General features: G+C 67.3%; 19 protein-coding genes. 7 read left to right on the top strand and 12 right to left on the bottom strand.

Annotated elements, in window-relative coordinates; genetic code table 11:
* Nucleotides 1–166 precede the first annotated feature (166 nt).
* From glnA to BLU38_RS05285, 5 genes are all read right to left on the bottom strand, one after another.
* Nucleotides 167–1,588: a type I glutamate--ammonia ligase gene (gene glnA / locus BLU38_RS05305; RefSeq protein WP_091521001.1), complete on the bottom strand. Its 1,422-nt coding sequence runs from the start codon at nucleotides 1,586–1,588 to the stop codon at nucleotides 167–169.
* Between the two features lie 335 nt (nucleotides 1,589–1,923).
* Nucleotides 1,924–2,532: a hypothetical protein gene (locus BLU38_RS05300; RefSeq protein ID WP_091520997.1), complete on the bottom strand. Its 609-nt coding sequence runs from the start codon at nucleotides 2,530–2,532 to the stop codon at nucleotides 1,924–1,926.
* Nucleotides 2,529–2,936, bottom strand: a complete 408-nt coding sequence (locus BLU38_RS05295) for a VOC family protein (protein WP_091520993.1) — start codon at nucleotides 2,934–2,936, stop codon at nucleotides 2,529–2,531. Before BLU38_RS05295 ends, BLU38_RS05300 begins: the two co-directional genes overlap by 4 nt.
* A 152-nt stretch (nucleotides 2,937–3,088) precedes the next feature.
* Nucleotides 3,089–3,625 carry an RBBP9/YdeN family alpha/beta hydrolase gene (locus BLU38_RS05290; RefSeq protein ID WP_091531964.1) on the bottom strand — a complete coding sequence of 179 codons (537 nt, stop codon included), beginning with the start codon at nucleotides 3,623–3,625 and terminating at the stop codon, nucleotides 3,089–3,091.
* Nucleotides 3,626–3,732: 107 nt separating this feature from the next.
* Nucleotides 3,733–4,755 (bottom strand): zinc-dependent alcohol dehydrogenase family protein, encoded by a 1,023-nt coding sequence (locus BLU38_RS05285; protein WP_091520990.1) that lies wholly within the window; start codon nucleotides 4,753–4,755, stop codon nucleotides 3,733–3,735.
* Nucleotides 4,756–4,962: 207 nt separating this feature from the next.
* Here BLU38_RS05285 and BLU38_RS05280 point away from each other — a divergent pair, with 207 nt between their 5' ends.
* Genes BLU38_RS05280 through BLU38_RS05270 form a run of 3 tightly spaced genes read left to right on the top strand, consistent with a single transcriptional unit; the run spans nucleotide 4,963 to nucleotide 8,632 of the window.
* Complete coding sequence (locus tag BLU38_RS05280; protein ID WP_091520986.1) at nucleotides 4,963–6,468, top strand: sugar ABC transporter ATP-binding protein; 1,506 nt, start codon at nucleotides 4,963–4,965, stop codon at nucleotides 6,466–6,468.
* Nucleotides 6,465–7,532 (top strand): ABC transporter permease, encoded by a 1,068-nt coding sequence (locus tag BLU38_RS05275; protein ID WP_231920184.1) that lies wholly within the window; start codon nucleotides 6,465–6,467, stop codon nucleotides 7,530–7,532. Before BLU38_RS05280 ends, BLU38_RS05275 begins: the two co-directional genes overlap by 4 nt.
* 35 nt (nucleotides 7,533–7,567) lie before the next feature.
* A complete protein-coding gene (locus tag BLU38_RS05270) occupies nucleotides 7,568–8,632 on the top strand; it encodes a substrate-binding domain-containing protein (RefSeq protein WP_157683224.1) in 1,065 nt (354 codons plus the stop codon).
* A 346-nt stretch (nucleotides 8,633–8,978) separates the two neighbouring features.
* On the opposite strand, the gene BLU38_RS05265 is transcribed toward BLU38_RS05270, so the two are convergent.
* The 4 genes from BLU38_RS05265 to BLU38_RS05250 all read right to left on the bottom strand — a co-directional run bounded on the left by BLU38_RS05265 (nucleotide 8,979) and on the right by BLU38_RS05250 (nucleotide 12,536).
* Nucleotides 8,979–9,866: an SIS domain-containing protein gene (locus BLU38_RS05265; RefSeq protein WP_091520977.1), complete on the bottom strand. Its 888-nt coding sequence runs from the start codon at nucleotides 9,864–9,866 to the stop codon at nucleotides 8,979–8,981.
* A 128-nt stretch (nucleotides 9,867–9,994) separates the two neighbouring features.
* Nucleotides 9,995–10,915 (bottom strand): NAD(P)-dependent oxidoreductase, encoded by a 921-nt coding sequence (locus tag BLU38_RS05260; RefSeq protein ID WP_091520973.1) that lies wholly within the window; start codon nucleotides 10,913–10,915, stop codon nucleotides 9,995–9,997.
* Entirely contained in the window at nucleotides 10,912–11,892 is a 981-nt protein-coding gene (locus tag BLU38_RS05255) for a shikimate dehydrogenase family protein (protein WP_091520970.1), read from the bottom strand. Before BLU38_RS05255 ends, BLU38_RS05260 begins: the two co-directional genes overlap by 4 nt.
* A gap of 2 nt (nucleotides 11,893–11,894) precedes the next feature.
* Nucleotides 11,895–12,536, bottom strand: a complete 642-nt coding sequence (locus BLU38_RS05250) for a glucose-6-phosphate isomerase family protein (protein WP_091520966.1) — start codon at nucleotides 12,534–12,536, stop codon at nucleotides 11,895–11,897.
* A 198-nt stretch (nucleotides 12,537–12,734) separates the two neighbouring features.
* On the opposite strand from BLU38_RS05250, the gene BLU38_RS05245 reads away from it, so the two are divergent.
* The 3 genes from BLU38_RS05245 (at nucleotide 12,735) to BLU38_RS05235 (ending at nucleotide 16,024) form a co-directional block, all read left to right on the top strand.
* Complete coding sequence (locus tag BLU38_RS05245; RefSeq protein WP_091520963.1) at nucleotides 12,735–13,496, top strand: SDR family NAD(P)-dependent oxidoreductase; 762 nt, start codon at nucleotides 12,735–12,737, stop codon at nucleotides 13,494–13,496.
* Between the two features lie 81 nt (nucleotides 13,497–13,577).
* Nucleotides 13,578–15,086 carry a xylulokinase gene (xylB, locus tag BLU38_RS05240; protein WP_091520960.1) on the top strand — a complete coding sequence of 503 codons (1,509 nt, stop codon included), beginning with the start codon at nucleotides 13,578–13,580 and terminating at the stop codon, nucleotides 15,084–15,086.
* Nucleotides 15,083–16,024 (top strand): phosphotriesterase family protein, encoded by a 942-nt coding sequence (locus BLU38_RS05235; RefSeq protein ID WP_091520956.1) that lies wholly within the window; start codon nucleotides 15,083–15,085, stop codon nucleotides 16,022–16,024. The genes xylB and BLU38_RS05235 overlap by 4 nt, the downstream gene beginning before the upstream one ends.
* Nucleotides 16,025–16,048: 24 nt before the next feature.
* Here BLU38_RS05235 and BLU38_RS05230 read toward each other — a convergent pair whose 3' ends face one another.
* From BLU38_RS05230 to BLU38_RS05220, 3 genes are all read right to left on the bottom strand, one after another.
* Nucleotides 16,049–17,155 carry a pyridoxal-phosphate-dependent aminotransferase family protein gene (locus BLU38_RS05230; protein ID WP_091520953.1) on the bottom strand — a complete coding sequence of 369 codons (1,107 nt, stop codon included), beginning with the start codon at nucleotides 17,153–17,155 and terminating at the stop codon, nucleotides 16,049–16,051.
* Nucleotides 17,156–17,189: 34 nt separating this feature from the next.
* Complete coding sequence (locus tag BLU38_RS05225) at nucleotides 17,190–17,549, bottom strand: YciI family protein (RefSeq protein ID WP_091520949.1); 360 nt, start codon at nucleotides 17,547–17,549, stop codon at nucleotides 17,190–17,192.
* A gap of 85 nt (nucleotides 17,550–17,634) precedes the next feature.
* Nucleotides 17,635–18,051, bottom strand: a complete 417-nt coding sequence (locus BLU38_RS05220; RefSeq protein ID WP_091520945.1) for a winged helix-turn-helix transcriptional regulator — start codon at nucleotides 18,049–18,051, stop codon at nucleotides 17,635–17,637.
* Between the two features lie 117 nt (nucleotides 18,052–18,168).
* Here BLU38_RS05220 and BLU38_RS05215 point away from each other — a divergent pair, with 117 nt between their 5' ends.
* Entirely contained in the window at nucleotides 18,169–18,921 is a 753-nt protein-coding gene (locus BLU38_RS05215; RefSeq protein ID WP_091520942.1) for an alpha/beta fold hydrolase, read from the top strand.
* The last annotated feature ends 212 nt before the right edge of the window (nucleotides 18,922–19,133 follow it).

Here is a 19,133-nt window from a genome sequence, read left to right as displayed (position 1 = left end):
TGACGGGCAGCGGGCGAGTGAGCGCCGTTGACGTTACGTCGACCTGTTGCGGCGACTGTTGAGCGGTCGATGAAACACCGACGGGCCGTGACCACCCGGAGGTGATCACGGCCCGTTGATGATCTTGGCCATCCTCGATCAGACATTGCCGATCAGATGCTGCCGATCACACGTCGTAGTACATCTCGAACTCGTGCGGGTGCGGGCGCAGCCGCAGGGCGTCGATGTCGGCGCGCTTCAGTTCGATCCAGGTCTCGATCAGATCCGGGGTGAAGACGTCACCGGCGGTGAGGAACTCGTTGTCCGCTTCGAGAGCGTCCAGCACGGCGCCGAGATCGGCCGGCACGGTGGGCACCGATGCGTGCTCCTCCGGCGGCAACTCGTAGAGGTCCTTGTCGACCGGTGCCAGCGGCTCGGTCTTGTTCTGGATGCCGTCGATACCGGCCAGCAGCAGCGCCGCGAAGGCCAGGTACGGGTTCGACGACGGGTCCGGGCAGCGGAACTCGACCCGCTTGGCCTTCGGGTTGGAACCGGTGATCGGGATCCGCATCGCGGCCGAACGGTTGCGCTGGCTGTAGACCAGGTTGACCGGCGCCTCGAAGCCCGGCACCAGTCGGTGGTAGGAGTTCGCGGTCGGGTTGGTGAAGGCGAGCAGCGCCGGAGCGTGCTCCAGGATGCCGCCGATGTACCAACGGGCGAGGTCGGACAGCCCCGCGTAGCCGGCCTCGTCGTAGAACAGCGGGACGCCGTCCTTCCACAGGCTGGAGTGCACGTGCATACCGGAACCGTTGTCACCGAAGATCGGCTTCGGCATGAAGGTCGCAGTCTTGCCGGCCTGCCAGGCGGTGTTCTTGACCAGGTACTTGAACTTCTGGACGTCGTCGGCGCTCTTCAGCAGGGTGTCGTAGACGAAGTTGATCTCCGCCTGACCGGCGGTGCCGACCTCGTGGTGGGCCCGTTCGACGACCAGACCGGTGTTCTCGATGTTGCGGACGATGTCGTCACGCAGATCGGCGAAGTGATCGACCGGCGGGACGGGGAAGTAACCGCCCTTGTAACGGACCTTGTAGCCGCGGTTGCCGCCGTCCTCGATCCGTCCGGTGTTCCAGGCGCCGGCGACGGAGTCGATCGCGTAGTAGCCGGTGTTCTGCTTGGTCTCGAAGCGGACGTCGTCGAAGACGTAGAACTCGGCCTCGGGGGCGAAGTTGGCGACATCACCGATGCCGGTGGAGGCCAGGTAGGCCTCGGCCTTACGCGCGATGTTGCGCGGGTCGCGGCTGTAGGGCTCCTTGGTCAGCGGATCATGCACGAAAAAGTTCAGGCACAGCGTCTTGGACTTGCGGAACGGATCCAGGTACGCCGTTGTCGGGTCGGGCAGCAGAGCCATGTCCGACTCGTGGATCTTCTGGAAACCACGGATCGACGAACCGTCGAAGGCCAAGCCGTCCTCGAACACCTCCGGCCCGAACGAGCTGACCGGCACCGTGAAGTGCTGCATGATGCCGGGAAGGTCACAGAATCGGACGTCGACGGTTTCGACGCCTTCATCCTTGATATAGGCCAGCGCCTCGTCGGCGTCTGCGAACATGGATCCTCCGGTGAATCGAGACTGAGAGGTCGGTCTGGGACGGCCTCGCGTGGTGGACAGGGTATCGGGCCCGAACACCGGCGTTTCGACACACCGACGTTTCTGGAACGGACTCCACACCTGATCGCCGGGTGCGTTTCCATCGCCCCAGTCGATCGCCGCGAGCTTAGAACGCCGGCTTTTCTCGGCCGTTGCGGAGATGTTTCAACGGTGTTACGCGCCGCGGGTTGACTCGTTGTCGGTATCGAGGCAGCGGGGCCGATGTGACCGGAGCCGATGTGACCGGGGCTCGGCGAGGCATGTGTTCGCCGGGGCGGATGGCTCGCCCACTCCGGTCAGACCTGGTGGCTCTGCACGATCTGCTTCAGCCTGTCCAGCCGCAATCGCCACGCCTGCTTGGTCGGTTCGACGGTCTCGGGATCGTCCAGCCCGCTCTCTTCGACCGCGACGGTGACCTTGCCCGGGCCGCTCGCGGCAATCGTGAGATGGAGTCGTCTCGGTCCGCCGTCGATGTCGAAGTGTGCTGAACGCGGTGCGGTGGTCGTCCGCTCGGTCAGGGTCGGCGTCGGCAGCACCCGGCCGTGGACCGAGATCCCGTGCAACCAGCTGTCACGGTCCTGGCTATCACGGTCCTGGCTGGCACGGGTGAGAGGCTCGACGAAGGCGGCGAAGACCTGCTCGGCGTCGGCGGCGATGGTCTTGCTGGCGCCGGCGGTGTAACTGCCGTCCGGGCGGGCGCCGGCCCGGCGGACGCCGCGGGCCTGCTCGTATTCGATGATCAACTTCTGGGCCCACCAGGAGCTCAGCCCCTGGCCGGTCAACCAGTCGGAGATCTCGGCGTACGGCCGTCCCGACGCGCCCCACCGGTCCAGCAGATCGAACCATTCGGGGTAGTCCCGGCCGCTGGCCGCCACCAGGGCCTTGGACCGCTTCGACGCGTTCATCGGTCGGTTCCCTCGGTTGGAACCTCGGTGACCGACAGGCCGTTGCCGTCCGGATCGGTGACGCTGAACATCGGTGGGACGCCGGGCCAGCGCAGCATCGGACCGACCGCGACATCGCGGTCGACGAGTTCGGCGTGCAACGCCGCAGCGTCGGCGGTGGACAGTCGGATCCCGGTCGGAACACCCGCTGGGGCCTCGGAGCCGGCCGGGACGAGGGCCAGCGACGTCGCTGCTCCGGCGGGCGCGACGACGAGCCAGCGCCCGCCGAGTTGTTCGATCGGTGTGTCCATCAGCGTGTCGAAACCGAGGACGCCGCCGTAGAAGTCCAATGCTCGATCCTGGTCGGTGACCGGGATGCCGATGGTGAGGATGCCGGTGATGGGTGTCGTGGTCGGGTTGGTCATGATGAGTTCCTTTCGCTCACCCCTGACACGAACTCGTGTTGGCCGGATCGACTCCGGCCGGGGACGGATTTTGCCGAATCCAGCGATCTCCTCTGCTGTGCGGTCAGGCGATTCTGCTAGGCGGTCAGGCGATCTTCTACCGAACCCGCCGGCTACCGAATCAGTCGATTCACCAGGTCGAAGCTGGGATACGGCTGGTCGTGGTCGCCGAAATGGCCGTCGTTGCGGACGATCTGGGTGCCGCCGAGACGGTCGAACATCAGCCGGCCCTGGGTGGCGTCGCAGCCGTACGGGTCGTCGGCGGAATTGATGAAGTACAGATCGTCGACCGCGGCGCGGATCCGGTCCCAGTCGTAGCTCGGTTGCAGCACCGGCTCCTCCGAACCGTTCACGACGGTCGCGTAGCCGGCGACCAGGATCGCCTGGGCAACCGGGGTCTGCAGGTGTTCCAGCAGGGCGAGTAGCAACGCGGCGCCGCCGGAGTGGCCGACCAGCACGGTGTCGGTGTCGAAGGTGTGGCCCTCGAGCACGGTCGGTAGAAGTTCGGCGATCGGGTCGACGTTGATGCCGGGGTAGTGCGGTCGCTCGACCCGATAGCCGCGTTCGGCCAGCCGATCGGCCAGCCACGGATACCAGATCGCGTCCGGATGGCCGCCGGTACCGTGGAAGATGATCGCGTTTCTGCTCACCGGCCGATCGTAGCGTCGCTGGGTCCGTCCTGTCGGTGCTCCGAGGGCGGCGGCCCCAGGCTGGATCACACCGGCTGGATCACACCGGCTGGATCACACAGCTTCGATCACTGGGGTTCGATCACGGCCTTGATGCAGGATCGGTCATGATCAACGGCGTCCAGTGCCTGCTGGTATTCGTCGAGGCCGAAACGGTGGGTGATCATGCCCTCGGTCCGGATCGCTCCCGAACGAAGCATCGCCAACCCGCGATCGAAGCTGTAGGCCTGGGTGAACGACCCCTTGATCGTCAGTTCGCGGCTGAAGATCTCGTACGGTCTGATCGGCAGTTCCTGCTCCTCGCCGGTCAGCCCGTAGATCAGCAGGGTGCCGCCGTTTCGTACCAGGGCAAGGGATTCCTGCAGGACCGAGAGTGCGCCGGTCGCGTCCACCACAAGATCGAATCCGTCGTCGGTCCGGTCACGCAAGGAGGACACTGCGGCCGCGCTGTCGGTCCGGTCGATCCGTACGGTGTTGTCGATCCCGAAGTCGTGAGCAAGATCGAGTTTGTGCTGGGTCGGGGCCGCGATCGTGACCTGTGCGGCGCCGCTGGCTCGTAGCGCCTGAGCGAGCAACAGGCCCGTGGTGCCGGCACCGAAGATCAGGATGTTGCTGCCCGGCCGCGGCCGAGCGATGTCGACCCCGTGCAGGGCACAGGCGGCGGGTTCGGCGAAGGCCAATTGATCGGCGGTCAAATCACCGGCCGGATGGCACTTGGCTGCCGGCATCACCAGCCGGGTGGCGCAGCCGCCGGGTTCGGTGACACCGTGATCGGCCAGCGCGAGACAGAACGCCGGCATCCCGCGTCGGCAGTTGCGACAGCCACCGCATTCGACCCGGTTGTTCACCGCGACCAGGTCGCCGACCTGCAGCGAGGTCACCGATTCGCCCAGCTGGTCCACGACGCCGACCGACTCGTGGCCGGGGATCAGCGGGTAGCGCGGGGAGAAGTTTCCGTGGTGCAGATGGACATCGGTGCCGCAGACACCGGACCGTACGATCCGCAGCACGACCTCACCGGACTGCGGCCGGAGGTCCGGCGCCTCGATGACTCCGAACTCCTCGGGCCGGTCGTAGCGGACGGCTCGCATCGGTCTCCTTCGTCGTTGCGCCGGCCCCTCGTCGTGCCGCGCGTTCGTCGTTGGGCCCGTCCTCGCCGTTGACTGGCCGGACAAGACCAAGGTAGCAGAACTACTGAATCTCGACGGAAGCGGCCGCTCGCTTGCACAATCCGCGGCGCGACGCCTATGTTTGCGTAGTATCACTACATGGCTGGTTGACGTGTCGAGGGAGTCACAGTGAGCGAGGAAGCGTTCGCCCTGACCGGTGTCTGCAAGAGCTATCCCGGTGTTACGGCGCTCGATGACGTGACGCTGACCGGGTATGCGGGGGAGGTGTTGGCGATCTGCGGTGCCAACGGTGCCGGCAAATCCACCTTGTCCCGGATCCTGGCCGGCCAGGAGCAGCCGACCTCGGGGTCCGTCTCGGTGACCGGCAGCGATCGCCCGATCCGGACTCCGGCCGATGCCGAGGCCGCCGGCATCCTGTTGATGCATCAGGAGCCGATGATCATCGACGACTTCACCGTCCTGGAGAACATCTGGTTGAGCCGGTTGAGTGCTGCCGGCACGAAACTGCCGTGGTCGCTGGTGCCGAGGATCCGGCGGCAGGACTCGATCGATGCGCTCCGGGCGGTCGGATTGCAGAACGTCCCCGGTGACCGACTCGGTCGCGATCTCGGTCCCGGCCTGCGGCAGATGGTCGCGTTGGCCCGGACCCATGTCGTACCGCATCGGGTGCTGCTGTTGGACGAGACGACCGCCTCGACCACCGAGGACCATTTCGAGGACGTGCTGGCGCTGGTCGACCGCGAACGGCGGGCAGGAGTCTCGGTCGTCTTCGTGTCGCACCGGATGGACGAGGTGTTCGCAATGGCGGACCGGATCGCGGTGCTGCGCAACGGGCAGTTGATCGATGTGGTGGCGACCAAGCAGACCACCCCGGACGAGGTGATGACGCTGATGATCGGCGACGCGGTGGAGGCATTGCAACCGCCGGACCCGGTGCCGGTCGATCCGGAGCCGATCCTGCAGGTGCAGGGATTGTCCTCGGGGTCGGCGCAGGACATCGACTTCGAGGTCCGGCACGGTGAGGTGCTCGGCGTCTACGGTCTGGTCGGCAGTGGCCGCAGTTCGATCGTCCGGGCGATCTCAGGAAACCAGTCGCGCCGGTCCGGCTCGGTGATCTTGGATGGCACGGCCGTCGCGCCACGCAGTCCGCGCGACGGTGTCCGTCGCCGGATCGCCTATCTCACCGAGGATCGACGGCGCGAGGGCTTCGTTGCCGACTTCAGCAACGGTCACAATCTCACCCTGGCCACCTTGGATCGGGTGTCCCGGTTCGGAGTGATCGACAAGCGCCGCGAACGCCGGCGGGCCGAAGAGATGATCACCGGCCTGCAGGTCAAGGGCGGCGTGGACGACCTGACCCGTTCGCTCTCCGGCGGCAACCAGCAGAAGGTGATCATCGGCAAGTGGCTGGAGACCGAGCCGCGGCTGGTGTTGCTCGACGAGCCGACCAAGGGGATCGACGTCGGAGCGCGCGCCAACATCTATCGACTGGTCCGGCAGCTGGCGGCGAACGGCACCGGTGTGGTGGTGGTCACCAGCGAGGCCGAGGAGGCGTTGCATCTGTGCAATCGCGTCCTCGTGCTGCGCGAGGGCCGGATCGTCGACGAATGCATTTCACGCGAATCGACCACGGACGACCTGATCCGTGCGTCTCTGGGAGGAACAGCAGCATGACCCGGCAACAGGCCTTGGGATGGGCCAAGGAGCAGTATCCGCTCTACATCCTGATCGTGCTGCTGATCATTGCGGGCGCGACCACCGATTCGTTCTTCACCGTCCGGAACCTGACGAACCTGATCCTGCAGACCTCGGTGATCGGGATCGTCACGCTGGCTCAGTATCTGATCGTGCTGACCGGCGGGATCGACATCAGTGTCGGCTCGGTCGTCGGCCTGGCCGGTGTCCTCGCGGCCGGCGTCTTCGGCGGGCAGAGTCTGCTGACCGCGATCGTCGTGGCGATCATCGTCGGTGCCATCGTGGGGGCATTGAACGGCTACCTGGTCGCGTTTCGCGGTCTGGAGGCGTTCATCGTCACGCTCGGCATGCTGTCGCTGGCACGCGGACTCGTGTACGCCTACACCGAGGGCGTTCCGGTGCAGCCGAAGGCCGCGAACTTCACCCTGATCGCCAGTTCGGGAGTGCTCGGCTTCCCGGTGCTCGGGATCATCTGGATCCTGTTCGCCGTCGGGATGTGGTTCCTGGTCCGGCGGACCGTGTTCGGCCGCCGGGTGTTCGCCGTCGGCAGCAACCGCGACGCCGCCCGTGCGTCCGGCATCCCGGTCCGCGCGACCCTGCTGACGGTCTACATCCTGGCCGGCGCGATGGTCGGCTTCGCCGGCTTCCTGTTGGCCTCCCGGGTCGGCGTCGGCACTCCCACCGCCGGCAACCTCTACGAGCTCAGCGCGATCGCCGGGGTGGTGATCGGCGGGACCAGCCTGCGCGGCGGACGCGGCCGGGTGTTCGGCACCTTCGTCGGCGCGTTGATCTTCGGCGTGATCTCCAATCTGCTCGTCCTGCTCAACATCTCGACCTACCTGCAGGACGCCTTCAGCGGCGCCCTGGTGATCGTCGCGATCTTCCTGACCACGCTACGGATCCGGCGGGACAGGGCAACAGCGCGCGCGACGCCACCGGCCGGCCCCGACCCGGCACCGGTGGCGGCCGGCGGCGACTCCGCCGTGCCGCCGGACACCCAGCACGCATCCAGCTACGCAACCCAACCATCGACCCGACAGTGAGGCCGACGATGTCTCGTCCAGACCGTTCTCCAGCCATGTCCAAGATCAACACCAGACTCAGCAGGAAGACCACCAACGCCAGGTCCAAGATCGGCACTGGGATCGGGGCCGTTGCGGCGGCCGTCGGTCTGCTGGCCGTGTCCGCGTGTACCACCGTCGGCGGCACGGCCGGTGCCGCCGACGACGCTCCGTCCGCTGCCGGTAAGAAGGTCTCCGAGCTCAAGGTCGGGCTGCTGTCCCGGCAGCTCGACGCGCCGTTCTACACCGCGATGACCGCCCGGGCCAAGGAACTGGCGAAGAAGGAGGGCTTCACCTTGGTCAGCCAGAACGCCAACGGCGATCCGGTGGCTCAGGTCAACCAGGCCCAGACGATGATGTCGCAGGGGGTCGATCTGATGATCGTCGATGCGATCAGTCCGTCGACGGAGAAGACCCAGCTGAAGCAGATCGCCGGTGAGATTCCGTTGGTGTTCATGGACACCGGGATCCCGGACGTCGGCGTCACCTCGGTGACCTCGGACAACGCCAAGAGCGGCGAACTCTCCGGTGGGCTGACGGCGAAGCGGTTCGGCAGCGGCAAGTCGATCGACGTGGCGATCCTGAACGGCGGACCGAACGACGAGATCGTCGGACCGGCCCGGCAGAAGGGATTCCTGAAGGGGCTCAAGGACGGCGGCGTGAAGTACAAGATCATCGCCAGCACCTCGGCGGTGTATGCCCAGGACAAGGCGGTGCCGGCCACCGAGTCGTTGCTCGCCGCGCATCCCGACGTGGATCTGATCCTCGGGTTGAACGACTCGATGGCGCTCGGTGCGCTGACCGTGATCCAAGATCAGAAGAATGATCACACTCTGGTCGCGGCCGCCGCCGACGGCCAGAAACAGGCCTTCCAGCAAATGATCAAGGGCTGCGACTCACCGTATGTCTCGACCGGACTGAACTCCCCGGAGCTGGCCGTCGACCGCGCGTTCGAGATCGGTCTGTCGGTCGCCGCCGGGGAGTCGAAGCCGGATGACTACCAGCCCAACGAGTACACCAAGGCGGCGGGCATCGACTGCCACAACGTCAAGGAGTACTACGACCCGAACAGCGTCTTCTGATCATGTTCCTGCCGGTGTCGTTCGCGGTTCAGGATTTGTCGAGACGGTGATCTGAGTGTTCACAAGCTCCGGCTAGTGGGTTGGCTTCCAGCCCACTAGGGTGACGGCCACTGCGCCAGGTGCCGTGGTCGTCGACCCGAGGGGAATCCAGGTCCGTGCAGGGTTTGCGCCGTCGTGCGCTGCTCCGGCCGGGCGGGGCAGTGCCGAGGCCCCGGCGCCGTCGTACCACGAGTTCGCGGCGCCGGCCGAGGCGTTGCGCACCGGGGACAACAAGATCATTTCCACCCCGCCGAGGGCGGCTGGGTCGCGTGGGACGCGGGCCGGCAGGTCCGCCTGTGATGAAGGGTCAGCCGAAGCGGCCGCGGTAGTCGGCCAGCTCGCGCTTCATCTCCGACAGTCGGCCCAGGTGCTCCGAACCGCGCCGCAGGGTGACCATGGTGGCGAGGATGTCGATCACCACCAGGCCGGCCAGCCGGCTGACCGTCGGGGTGAACATGTCGGTGTCCTCGATGGTGCGGACCACCAACGGGATATCGCATTCGGCGAGCAGCGGCGCGTCCTCCTCACCGGAGATGCCGATCACCGTCGAGCCCCGGCCGTGCGCGGTCTCGGCGATCTGGATCATCGACTGAGTCCGGCCGGTGTTCGACACCACCAGGGTGACGATACCGGGACCGGCCGTCGCGGCCGCCATGAACTGCTGGTGCGGATCCGGCGGTGCGGTGCACGGTACGCCGAACAGCGGGGCCTTCTGCTCGGCGTCCTGCGCGATCAACGCCGAGGCACCGACACCGGCGAGGTTGATCGCGGTTGCGGCGACGATGGCGTCGACGGCGCGACCGACCTGATCATGGTCCAGGAACCGGCGGGCCCGGTCCAGACTGGAGATCGTGTGGTCGAAGACCTTGGTCGACACGGTGTCCAGATCGTCGCTGGGCTGGATGCTGGAGATCGTCGCCGGGATGCCGAGCGCGAGGGCTCGCGCCAAGGCCAGCTTGAAGGACTGAAAACCGTCGTAACCGATGCTGGTGCAGAAGCGCATCACCGTCGGTTCGCTGACCCCGGCGGCCTCGGAGACCGCCGCCATCGTGCCGTTGACGACGAACCCCGGGTTTTCCAGGACCAACTGGGCGACCTTGCGTTCGGAATTGCGCAGACCGGTCGGGTCGCCGAGCCGCTCGATCAGCGACGGCTCACCCCGAGGGTGGGAGTTCGGCTGCGGCTGGGAGTCCATGGCCACACCCTACTGATCACCGGCGCCGATCCGTCTCAACCCTTCGGGACGGGACCCTTCGGGACGGGAGCCCCAGGACGGGCGGTTCAGGACGGGAGCCCCAGGACGGGAGGTTCGGGACGGGAGGTTCAGGACAGCACGCTGAGCAGGCCGTCAACGGCGCCGACGGTCGCTCGCCGAACGCTGGCATCGGTGTAGCCGCCGAGGTGTGGAGTCATGATCGTGTGCGGATGGGTCAGCAGCGGTGTCAGCTCCGGCGGCTCGGAGGCGAATGCGTCGACCGCATAGCTGCGCAGCCGGCCGGACTCCAAAGCCTGCAGTGCCGCCGCCTCGTCGATCAGCCCGGCTCGGGCGGTGTTGATCAGGACACTGCCCGGGCGCATCGCGGCGATCAACTCGGCGGTGACCAACGGCGTACCGTCCGCCGGCGGCGGCGTGTGCAGCGTGACGACAGTGCTGCACCGGAACAAGGCCGATAGATCAGGGACGGCCAGCTCCGCCGGGACCGTGGCATAGGCATCATGGGCGAGCACCCTGCCGCCGATCGCAGTCACCAGATCGGCCACGATGCGGCCGATCGAACCGTAGCCGACGATCCCGACGGTGTGATCGGCCACCTCGGTGCCCAGGGTCCGTTCCCAGCGGGCGGCACGCATTGCCGTGACCGCCGCCGGGATGTCCCGGACGGCGGTCAGCAGCAGCCCCAGGGTGAGTTCGGCGACCCCGCGGGCATTGCTGCCGCGGGCCAACAGGATCTGGACGCCGCGCGCCTTCGCGGCGCGTTCGTCGATGGCGTCGGCGCCGACGCCGTTGCGGCTGATCACCCGCAACCGGTCGGCGTTGTCCAGCACGGTGGCGGTGATCGTTTCGACGCCGGCGATCCAACCGTCCACGCCGCGTACCAGGTCGGTCAGTTCGTCTTCGCTCGGCAGTCGTCCGGGTGGCCCGCTGATCAGCTCGAAGCCACGTTCGCGCAGCGGTGCCAATTCCTCCAGATCGTCGAGATCATGCTGGGTCATCGACCGGGGCGTCACCAGGACTCGGGTCATCGGCGGGTTCCGCCGGCGAGCCGGGACAACTCGTCGAAGTCCGGCCCGCTGACCGGGATCTCGACGTCGAACACCTCGGCGATCACCTGGGTCCAGCCATGGATGAAGTAGATCCAGCCGTCCTCGACCTGCAACCGCCGATCCAGTTGTTGTTCGCGAGCTTGATCGAGGAAGAGCAGATCGCCGCGGTAGTTGAGATCCCAGGCGATCGCCCGTTCGGGGAACCGGCGCTCGTCGGTGAGGGGAGAGCCCGGGGCGTCCTTGCCCAGACCGGTGGCGTTGATCACCAGTGATCCGGGACGCGCCGTCGCCAGCACCTCGTCGTTGATCTCGGGGCGGTCGGCGAGCACGGTCCGCACCGGCAGCTCACGCCCGGCAGCGCGGTGCACGGCCTCGAGGGTGTCCAACCGGGGCCGGCTGCGATTGGTGACCGTGATCTGCTCCGGTCGGTTGCCGGCACGCCGCGGATCGGACAGGTACCAGTCGATCGCGACGGCCGATCCGCCGGCGCCGAAGATCACCAGGTCGGTGCCGGCTTGAGTGAAATGATCTTGCGGCAGGAACGCCTCGATCGCCAGCCCCGACGAGATGGGGTCCTTGGCATCGGCCCGGAGACTGCCGTCCCGCTTGGACAACGAACTGACCTCGCTCATCAGCGTCGCCAGTGGGTCGATCTCGTCGAAGAGATCCTTCGCGGCGTTGTACAAGTCGATCTTGTGAGTGGTGACCAGCGCGCCGAGGCTGAGTGGATCGTTCTTGATGAACTCCACCACCGTACGGTAGTGCTCATCCGGGGCATGGATCGCCAGGTCGATGCCGACCAGCTCGACGTCGCCGAGCTCCAGGTGCTCGGCCCACAGCGGAAAGACCCGCCGGATCGAGGACGAGCCGGTGGTCACCCCGATGAAGTAGAAGGTACGCCGGGCCGCAGGGTGCAGGCTCTGCCAGGTGTAGGTCTTGGGTGCTGGGTCGTTCATGATCAGGCCTTTCCGTCCGCGCGGTAGCCGATGTGGTCGGGGTTCGGCACCGCCGCCCAGCTGTCGCCGTCCCGGACGATCAGGCTCCGCATGCCGCCGGCGTCGGCGATGATGCCGTAGTCCTGGCCGGCGTCCGCCGCATAACAGAACAGGGTGACGAACGGCTCGTCGCCGACGTTCACGCTGCGATGGATCCAGTGTCCGGGGACGTTCACCGCCTCGCCCGGGCGCAATTCGACGGTCTCGCTGTGGCCGTCCACCGTCTCCAGCAGCATCACACCGTGGCCGGACAGGCAGTGGTACAGCTCGGCCCGATCGGCGATCGCATGCAGGTGGCCACGGGTCATCGCGTATTCGTCGCCGACGATTCCCGGCTGGAGCGTGCTGGTCCCGACGATCAGAGCACCCGCGTTGTCGGCGGCGAGCTGGTCGCGTCCCGTGCCGCCGGCCTGGTCGGGGTAGCGGTGATCGTCGACGGCGTAGGCGATGCTCTCGGCTCCCTGTTCGGCGACCGCCGCCTGCCAGGCAGTGTTGTCGCGGTAGACGCCGTCGAGGTCCCCGAGCAGCTTGGTGTATCGCCGCGTCGCCCCGCCGAGCGTGCCGTCGGTCGCGACGGTCAGTCTGGTGGGCAGTGCCAGGTCCATCAGCGCTCCTCCTCGATTGGATGTAGTAACACTACAATGAGTTCCGGATTCTGTGCCAGTCTCGCGGGTGATGGGTGTCCATCGGTGGCGAATCGGTACGCATTCGGTAGTATTACTCCGTCGTGGGCAAGGTGTCCCGTCAAGATGCCAGGGTCACGGGTCTAGGTGTCAGGTCAGGCGGAGCGGGAGGAACGGGCAGTGCAGTCCGAGCAGCATTCCGGGGTCGGCGTTGGTCGACCGGTGAACGATCGACGGGTTGCCGTGATCGGCGCGGCCGGTGGCATCGGCGCCGCCATCGTGCGGCGGCTCGCCGATGACGGCGCCGCGGTGGTCGCGCTGGACCGTCGGCTTCCCGACACGGTGCCGGCGGGCACGGCCGCGCACGAGCTCGACCTCACCTCGGCCACGGCGGTCTCCGACCTGGTCACCGCGTTGTATGCCGAGGACGATCGTCCGGTCGACCTGGTGAACAGTGCCGGCATCGTGGAGGACGACGTCCCCGCCGAGGAGATGTCGGTCGAGCAGTGGGATGCGGTGCTCGGCGTCAATCTGCGCGGGGTCTTCCTGACCTGCCAGGCATTCGGCCGGGAGCTGTTGGCCCGCGGCGGTGGCAGCATCGTCAACATCGCCTCGATGTCGGGCAATGCGGTGGTCAACTTCCCACAACGGCAGAGTGCGTACAACACCTCCAAGGCCGCGGTCGTCGCGTTGACGAAGTCGTTGGCGGTGGAATGGAGCCCGCGCGGAGTGCGGCTGAATGCGGTTTCGCCGGGTTACATCGACACCCCGCTCAACCAACTCAAGGCGGGCATGCATGATCAATGGCGCGACGGTGTGCTGAACGGACGGTTCGGCACCGCGGCCGAGGTCGCGGCCGCCGTCGCGTTCCTGCTCCGTGACGAATCGGCGTACTTCGTCGGCGCCGAGCTGTTGATGGACGGCGGCTATTCGCTGCGGTGACGACCTGGCAGCTCAAGATCGACTCGTCACGAACAACTCGGCAAGATCAACCAGGCAAGATCACGATGGAGGTGGACCCACGTGCTGCTCACCCATGATCTCGGGACGACCGGGGACAAGGCGACGCTGGTCGCCGACGACGGCACGCTGATCGCGTCCCGGACGGTTTCCTATCCGGTTCGATTCGCCGGCGACGGCACCGCGGAGCAGGATCCGGGCGACTGGTGGCGGGCGTTCGTCGAGGCCACTCGGGCGCTGCTCGACCGGCAGCGGATCGACCCGACATCGATCGAGGCGGTCAGTTTCTCCGGTCAGATGATGGGCGTCGTCGGCGTCGACGACGTCGGTGAGCCGGTCCGGCCGGCGATCATCTGGGCCGACACCCGCTCCACTGCCCAGTGCGACCGACTGATCGCCGAGGTCGGGATGGAACGCGGCTACGCGATCACCGGCCACCGGCTCAACCCGACCTACTCGCTGACCAAGATCATGTGGCTACGCGACAACGAGCCGGACAGCTACGCCAAGATCAAGACGGTCCTGCAGGCCAAGGACTTCCTGGCGCTCAAACTGACCGGGGTCCGGGCCACCGACCCGTCGGACGCCTCCAGCACGAACGCCTACGATCAGCGGGCTGGGAGCTGGTCGGAGGAGCTGATCGAGGCGGCCGATGTGCAGCGTTCGATCTTCCCCGAGATCGTGGCGTCGACCGACGTCGTCGGTACGGTCACCCGGCAGGCGGCCGAGGAGACCGGGCTGACGGTCGGCACCCGGGTGGTGATGGGTGGCGGTGACGGGCCGATGGCCGCTCTCGGCGCCGGCATCATCGATGCCGCCTCCGGTGCGTACGCCTATCTCGGGTCGTCCTCCTGGGTGTCGGTGAGCGCCGATCAACCGCTGCACGATCCGCAGCTGCGGACGATGACGTTCAACCACGTGCTGCCCGGCCGGTTCGTCCCGACGGCCACCATGCAGACCGGTGGTGCCGCGCTGCAGTGGGTCACCGAGGTGCTGGAACCGAGAGCCGACAATGCCTACAGGCTGCTGCTGGCCGAAGCGGTCGAGGCCTCCGCATCGGAGCACGGATTGTTCTTCCTGCCGCATCTGCTGGGGGAGCGGTCGCCGTACTGGAACCCGCTGGCCCGAGCGGCCTTCGTCGGGCTGCAGATGAACGACGACCGGGCCGCGATGGTGCGCGCGGTCTTGGAGGGTGTCGCGTTCAATCTCTACACCGGTCTGCTGGCCTTCATCGAGAACGGCGTCGCAGTGTCGACGGTCGACGCGATCGGTGGTGCGGCCAATGCCGGGCTGCTGCTGGACGTCTTCGCCGATGTCTGGGGTGTGCCGGTGACCAGCCGCGAACTGGTGTCCGAAGCCGGGGCGATCGGTGCCGCGGTGGTCGCCGGGCTCGGCGTCGGCGTGTTCTCCGATCCCGAGGTGGCCAGGTCGATCTCCGGTGCGCGGCGGGCCGAGGCCAGTCCCGAGCATCGTCCGGATCCGGGCCGGCATCGTCGTTACCAGGGTGAGTACGCCCAGTTCCTGGACGGCTACCGGGCCTTGGAGCCGTGGTTCGAGACGCTGCGCCGATGAGCCGCGTCCGTACGGTGCTGGGCGACGCCGATCCGAGCACGCTCGGTGCGGTCGACTACCACGAGCATCTCTTCCAGGTCTCGCCGCTGCTGCCCGGCGACGAACTCGACGACGAAGCACGGTCCGGCGAGGAAGCGGCGGCGTTGCATGCTGCCGGAATCGCCACGATGGTCGAGGCGACGCCGACCGGGTTGGGGCGTCGGCCGGAGGCCGTGGCGCGGATCAGCGCGGCGACCGGTTTGGCTGTCGTGCAGGTCACCGGTGCCCACCACGGCGGGCACTATGCCGCGGACGATCCGCTGCTCTCCTGGACTGTCGCCGAGCTCGCCGACCGGTTCGGAGCCGAGGTCACCGACGGGTTCCGTGATCGCGCCGGGCGGCCGCTGGTCGGTCCGACCGGCGAGCCGATCCGGGCTGGTGTGGTCAAGGCCGGAATCCGCTACTGGGCGATCGGCCCGTTCGAACGTCGGGTGCTGGCCGCGGCCGCCCGGACCCATCGGCGGACCGGCTGTCCGATCATGGTGCATCTCGACTTCGGCTCTGCCGCCCACGAGGTGCTCGACCTACTCGCTGCCGACGGCGTTCCGGCCTCGGCGGTTGCCTTGGCGCACATCGACCGTAATCTGGATCCGGGCCTGCACGTCTCGCTGATCGAACGCGGCGCCCAGCTCGGCTACGACGGGATGGCCCGGCATCGCGAGGCGCCGGATTCGGCGATCATCGACTGCCTGTGGAAGGTCGCCGAGCAGACCGAAGCCGTCGGCATCCTGCTCGGCGGTGATGTCGCCCGTGCCACCCGCTATCGGTCCTACGGCGGGCTCCCGGGACTGGACTACCTGCCGCGGCGATTCCTGCCCCGGTTGCGTTCCGAGCTGTCGCCGGCGAGCTACTCCGCGATCGTCGGCGGCAACGCGGCGCGCTGGCTCACCTTTGCTTGATCATTCCCACCGTTGACTTCGTGATCACCGACCGAGGATGTCGGCCAGCGCCGCCAAGATCAACAACGCGGCGTCCGGCCGGGCGTTATGTCCCATCAGCCCGATCCGCCAGACCGTACTGGCATAGGCGCCGGCGCCGGCGCCGATCTCGATGTCGTAGCGGTCCAGCAACTCGCGGCGGACCGCTGCCGAGTCGACACCGTCGGGTACCTTGACCGTGGTCAGTTCTGGAAGCCGATAGCCCTGCGCTGCAAAGAGTTCCAGGCCGAGCTTCTGCAGTCCGTCCTGGAGCAGCTCGCCGGCCTCGGCGTGGCGGGCCCAGACCGTGTCCAATCCCTCGGCCAGGATCCGCTGCAGGGCGGCATGCAGGCTGACGACCATGGCCGTCGGGGCGGTGTGGTGGTAGGTCCGGCCGCCGTGCTTCTGGCTGGCCTCGCCGACGTAACCGCCGAGCAGACCAAGATCGAGATACCAGGACTGCGGATGCTCGATCCGACGCTCGAAGGCGCGATCGTTGATGGTGAACGGGGCCAGACCCGGCGCCACCCCGAGGCACTTCTGGGTGCCGGCGTAGCCGACGTCGACACCCCAGTCGTCGGCCCGGAGCTCGATGCCGGCGATCGAGGTGACGGCGTCGGTGATCAACAACGCATCACCCTTCAGGGCGCCGAGAGCGGCGATGTCGGACCGTACGCCGGTCGAGGTCTCGGCATGCACCGCGGCGATCACCTTCGGACTCGGGTGCGCCTCGGCGACCCGCTGCGGGTCGATCGGCTGACCCCACTCATGATCAACCCGGACCACCTGCGCACCGCAGCGGGCGGCGACGTCACACATCCGCTCCCCGAACAGGCCGTTGACCGCGATCACCGCGACGTCGCCGGCGCCGACGGTGTTGACGAAGGCTGCCTCCATCCCGGCCGATCCGGTCGCCGACAGCGGCAGCGTCCGGGCATTGTCGGTGCCCCAGACCGTACGCAGCATGGCGCAGGTCTCGTCCATGATCGCCAGGAACGCCGGATCGAGGTGGCCGAGCAGCGGCAGACCCAGACCCGCCGTGGCCTCCGGGTAGGGATTGGACGGGCCGGGGCCGAACAGCCGCCGGTCGGGGATCATCGCGGGAGTTGCCATGATCCGAAACTATCCGATCGTCAAGCTGCCGAGCTCACTCCCCGTTCCAGAACGGTCGGATCTCGATCCCGTGATGGTGGGCCATCGGATGCTCAGCAGCGATCTGTCGTGCTTCGTCGGCCGATCCGCAGTCGATCACGTCGATGCCGGCGATGTATTCCTTGGACTCGGCGAACGGGCCGTCGGTGACCAGCAGCTTGCCGTCCCGGACCCGCACGGTCTCCACGGCGGTCTGCGACTCCAGCCGCTCGCCGAAGAGTCGGCGGCCGGCCTTGTCGTGGTCGGTGACCCAGTCGTCGACATCACGCTCCGCGGGTGCGGTGGCGACAGCTGTGGTCCGGGTGTCGTCGATCGGCGCGTTGTCGGAGGCGCAGATCAGGAAGAGGAACTTCATCGTGAACTCCTTGGTCGAAGAGGACTGTCGCCATCTACACGGTGCGCCGACGACCGATCGACATTATCCCCGGCCGTGATCTGGGTCACTGTCGTCCGTCGTAGGTCTCTCGGGCGGTGTCGATGTCCGGCAGGTGTCTGATGCTCCAGTCGAGCAGCGGTGCCGTCGCCTCCCGCAAGGTCGTACCCAGCGTGGTCAACTGATAGCTGACGTGCGGCGGCATCACGTTGTGGACGGTGCGGGTCAGCAGCCCATCGCGTTCGAGGTCGCGCAGTGTGACGGTGAGCATCCGCTGGCTGATGCCGTCGACCGACCGCTTGAGTTCGGTGAACCGCAGCGGCCCGTCCTTGAGCATCCGCACGATCAGCAGGGCCCACTTGTCCCCGACGATCCCGAGCACCTCGCGTGCCTGGCACGGATCCTGCGGAGCGCGCCGCGGGCTCGATCCCGCGGGCGCCCCGGGTCCGGATTCCGGCTCAGGTCTCGATGCCGGCAGCGCCATGGTTACCTCCTGAGAACCGAGGCACCCCAAAGTGCCGTATTGCTCCGCCCTCGGAGCGGACTCATCCTGGTCTGGTTACTGAAATATACCGACGCACGATGAGGAACCGATCAAACCATGACCACCTTTCTGCTGATCCACGGCGCCTGGCACACCGGGCGGGCCTGGGATCGCGTCACGCCGCTGCTGGAAGCGGCCGGCCACCGCGTGTTCGCGCCGACTCTCACCGGCTACGGCGACACGGCGCATCTGCTCAGCCCCGAGATCGGGCTCGACACCCACATCGACGACGTCCTCGGTGTGATCGAGGCCAACGATCTGCACGACGTGGTCCTGGTCGGCCACAGCTACGCCGGGATGGTCGTCTCGGGTGTCGTCGACCGGCTGCCGGAACGGATCGCCCGAGTGGTGTTCCTCGATGCGATGGTGCCCGAGGACGGTCAGTCCGCCGTCGACGTGCTACCGGTGACGCAGCAGATGATCGACGCAGCGGTGGACGGCTGGCGCGTCCCACCGATGCCGCAGCAACCGCCGCCGCGGGGGCTCTTCGGTGTCACCGACCCGGTCGACGTGGCCTGGTTGCGATCGATGTTGTCCGACCAGCCGGTGAGGTGTCTCCAGCAACCGGTGCGGCTGAACAATCCGGCCGCGCGGACCGTCCCGCGTAGCCACATCCACTGCACCGCCGGCCGTCCCGACGGTGTCGGTCGCGCTGCAGTCCCGGACGGTGAGCGGGTCTGGGAGCTGCAGACCGGGCACGACTGCATGATCACCCAGCCTGCCGAACTCGCGGCAGTGCTGGTCGAAATTGCGCTGCTCGGATCGGCCGACGGTGCTACCGTCTGCGTCGTGAGTGCACGAAATAGCTAATTCCTCGGGCCGGGTCAGGCCGGCGGACAGCGTCCGGTCGCCTTCCACGAAGGCGGCGGTGGACGCGGTCCGCCCGCCGTGCCGTGTCCGATCTCGCATCCGACACCGGTGCCCGGGGAATGTTTCCACACTTGCATGTGTCCGATTCCGCGCTGGCTCGCCCAGCCCCGTTCGGCGCCGGTTGTATCCAAAATCCGAGCGTGAAGGAATTG

It is taken from the genome of Microlunatus soli (assembly GCF_900105385.1).
Classification (GTDB): Bacteria; Actinomycetota; Actinomycetes; order Propionibacteriales; family Propionibacteriaceae; genus Microlunatus; species Microlunatus soli.
The sequence above is the reverse complement of the archived record's forward strand: the minus strand, read 5'-3'. Positions and strand labels throughout refer to the sequence as shown.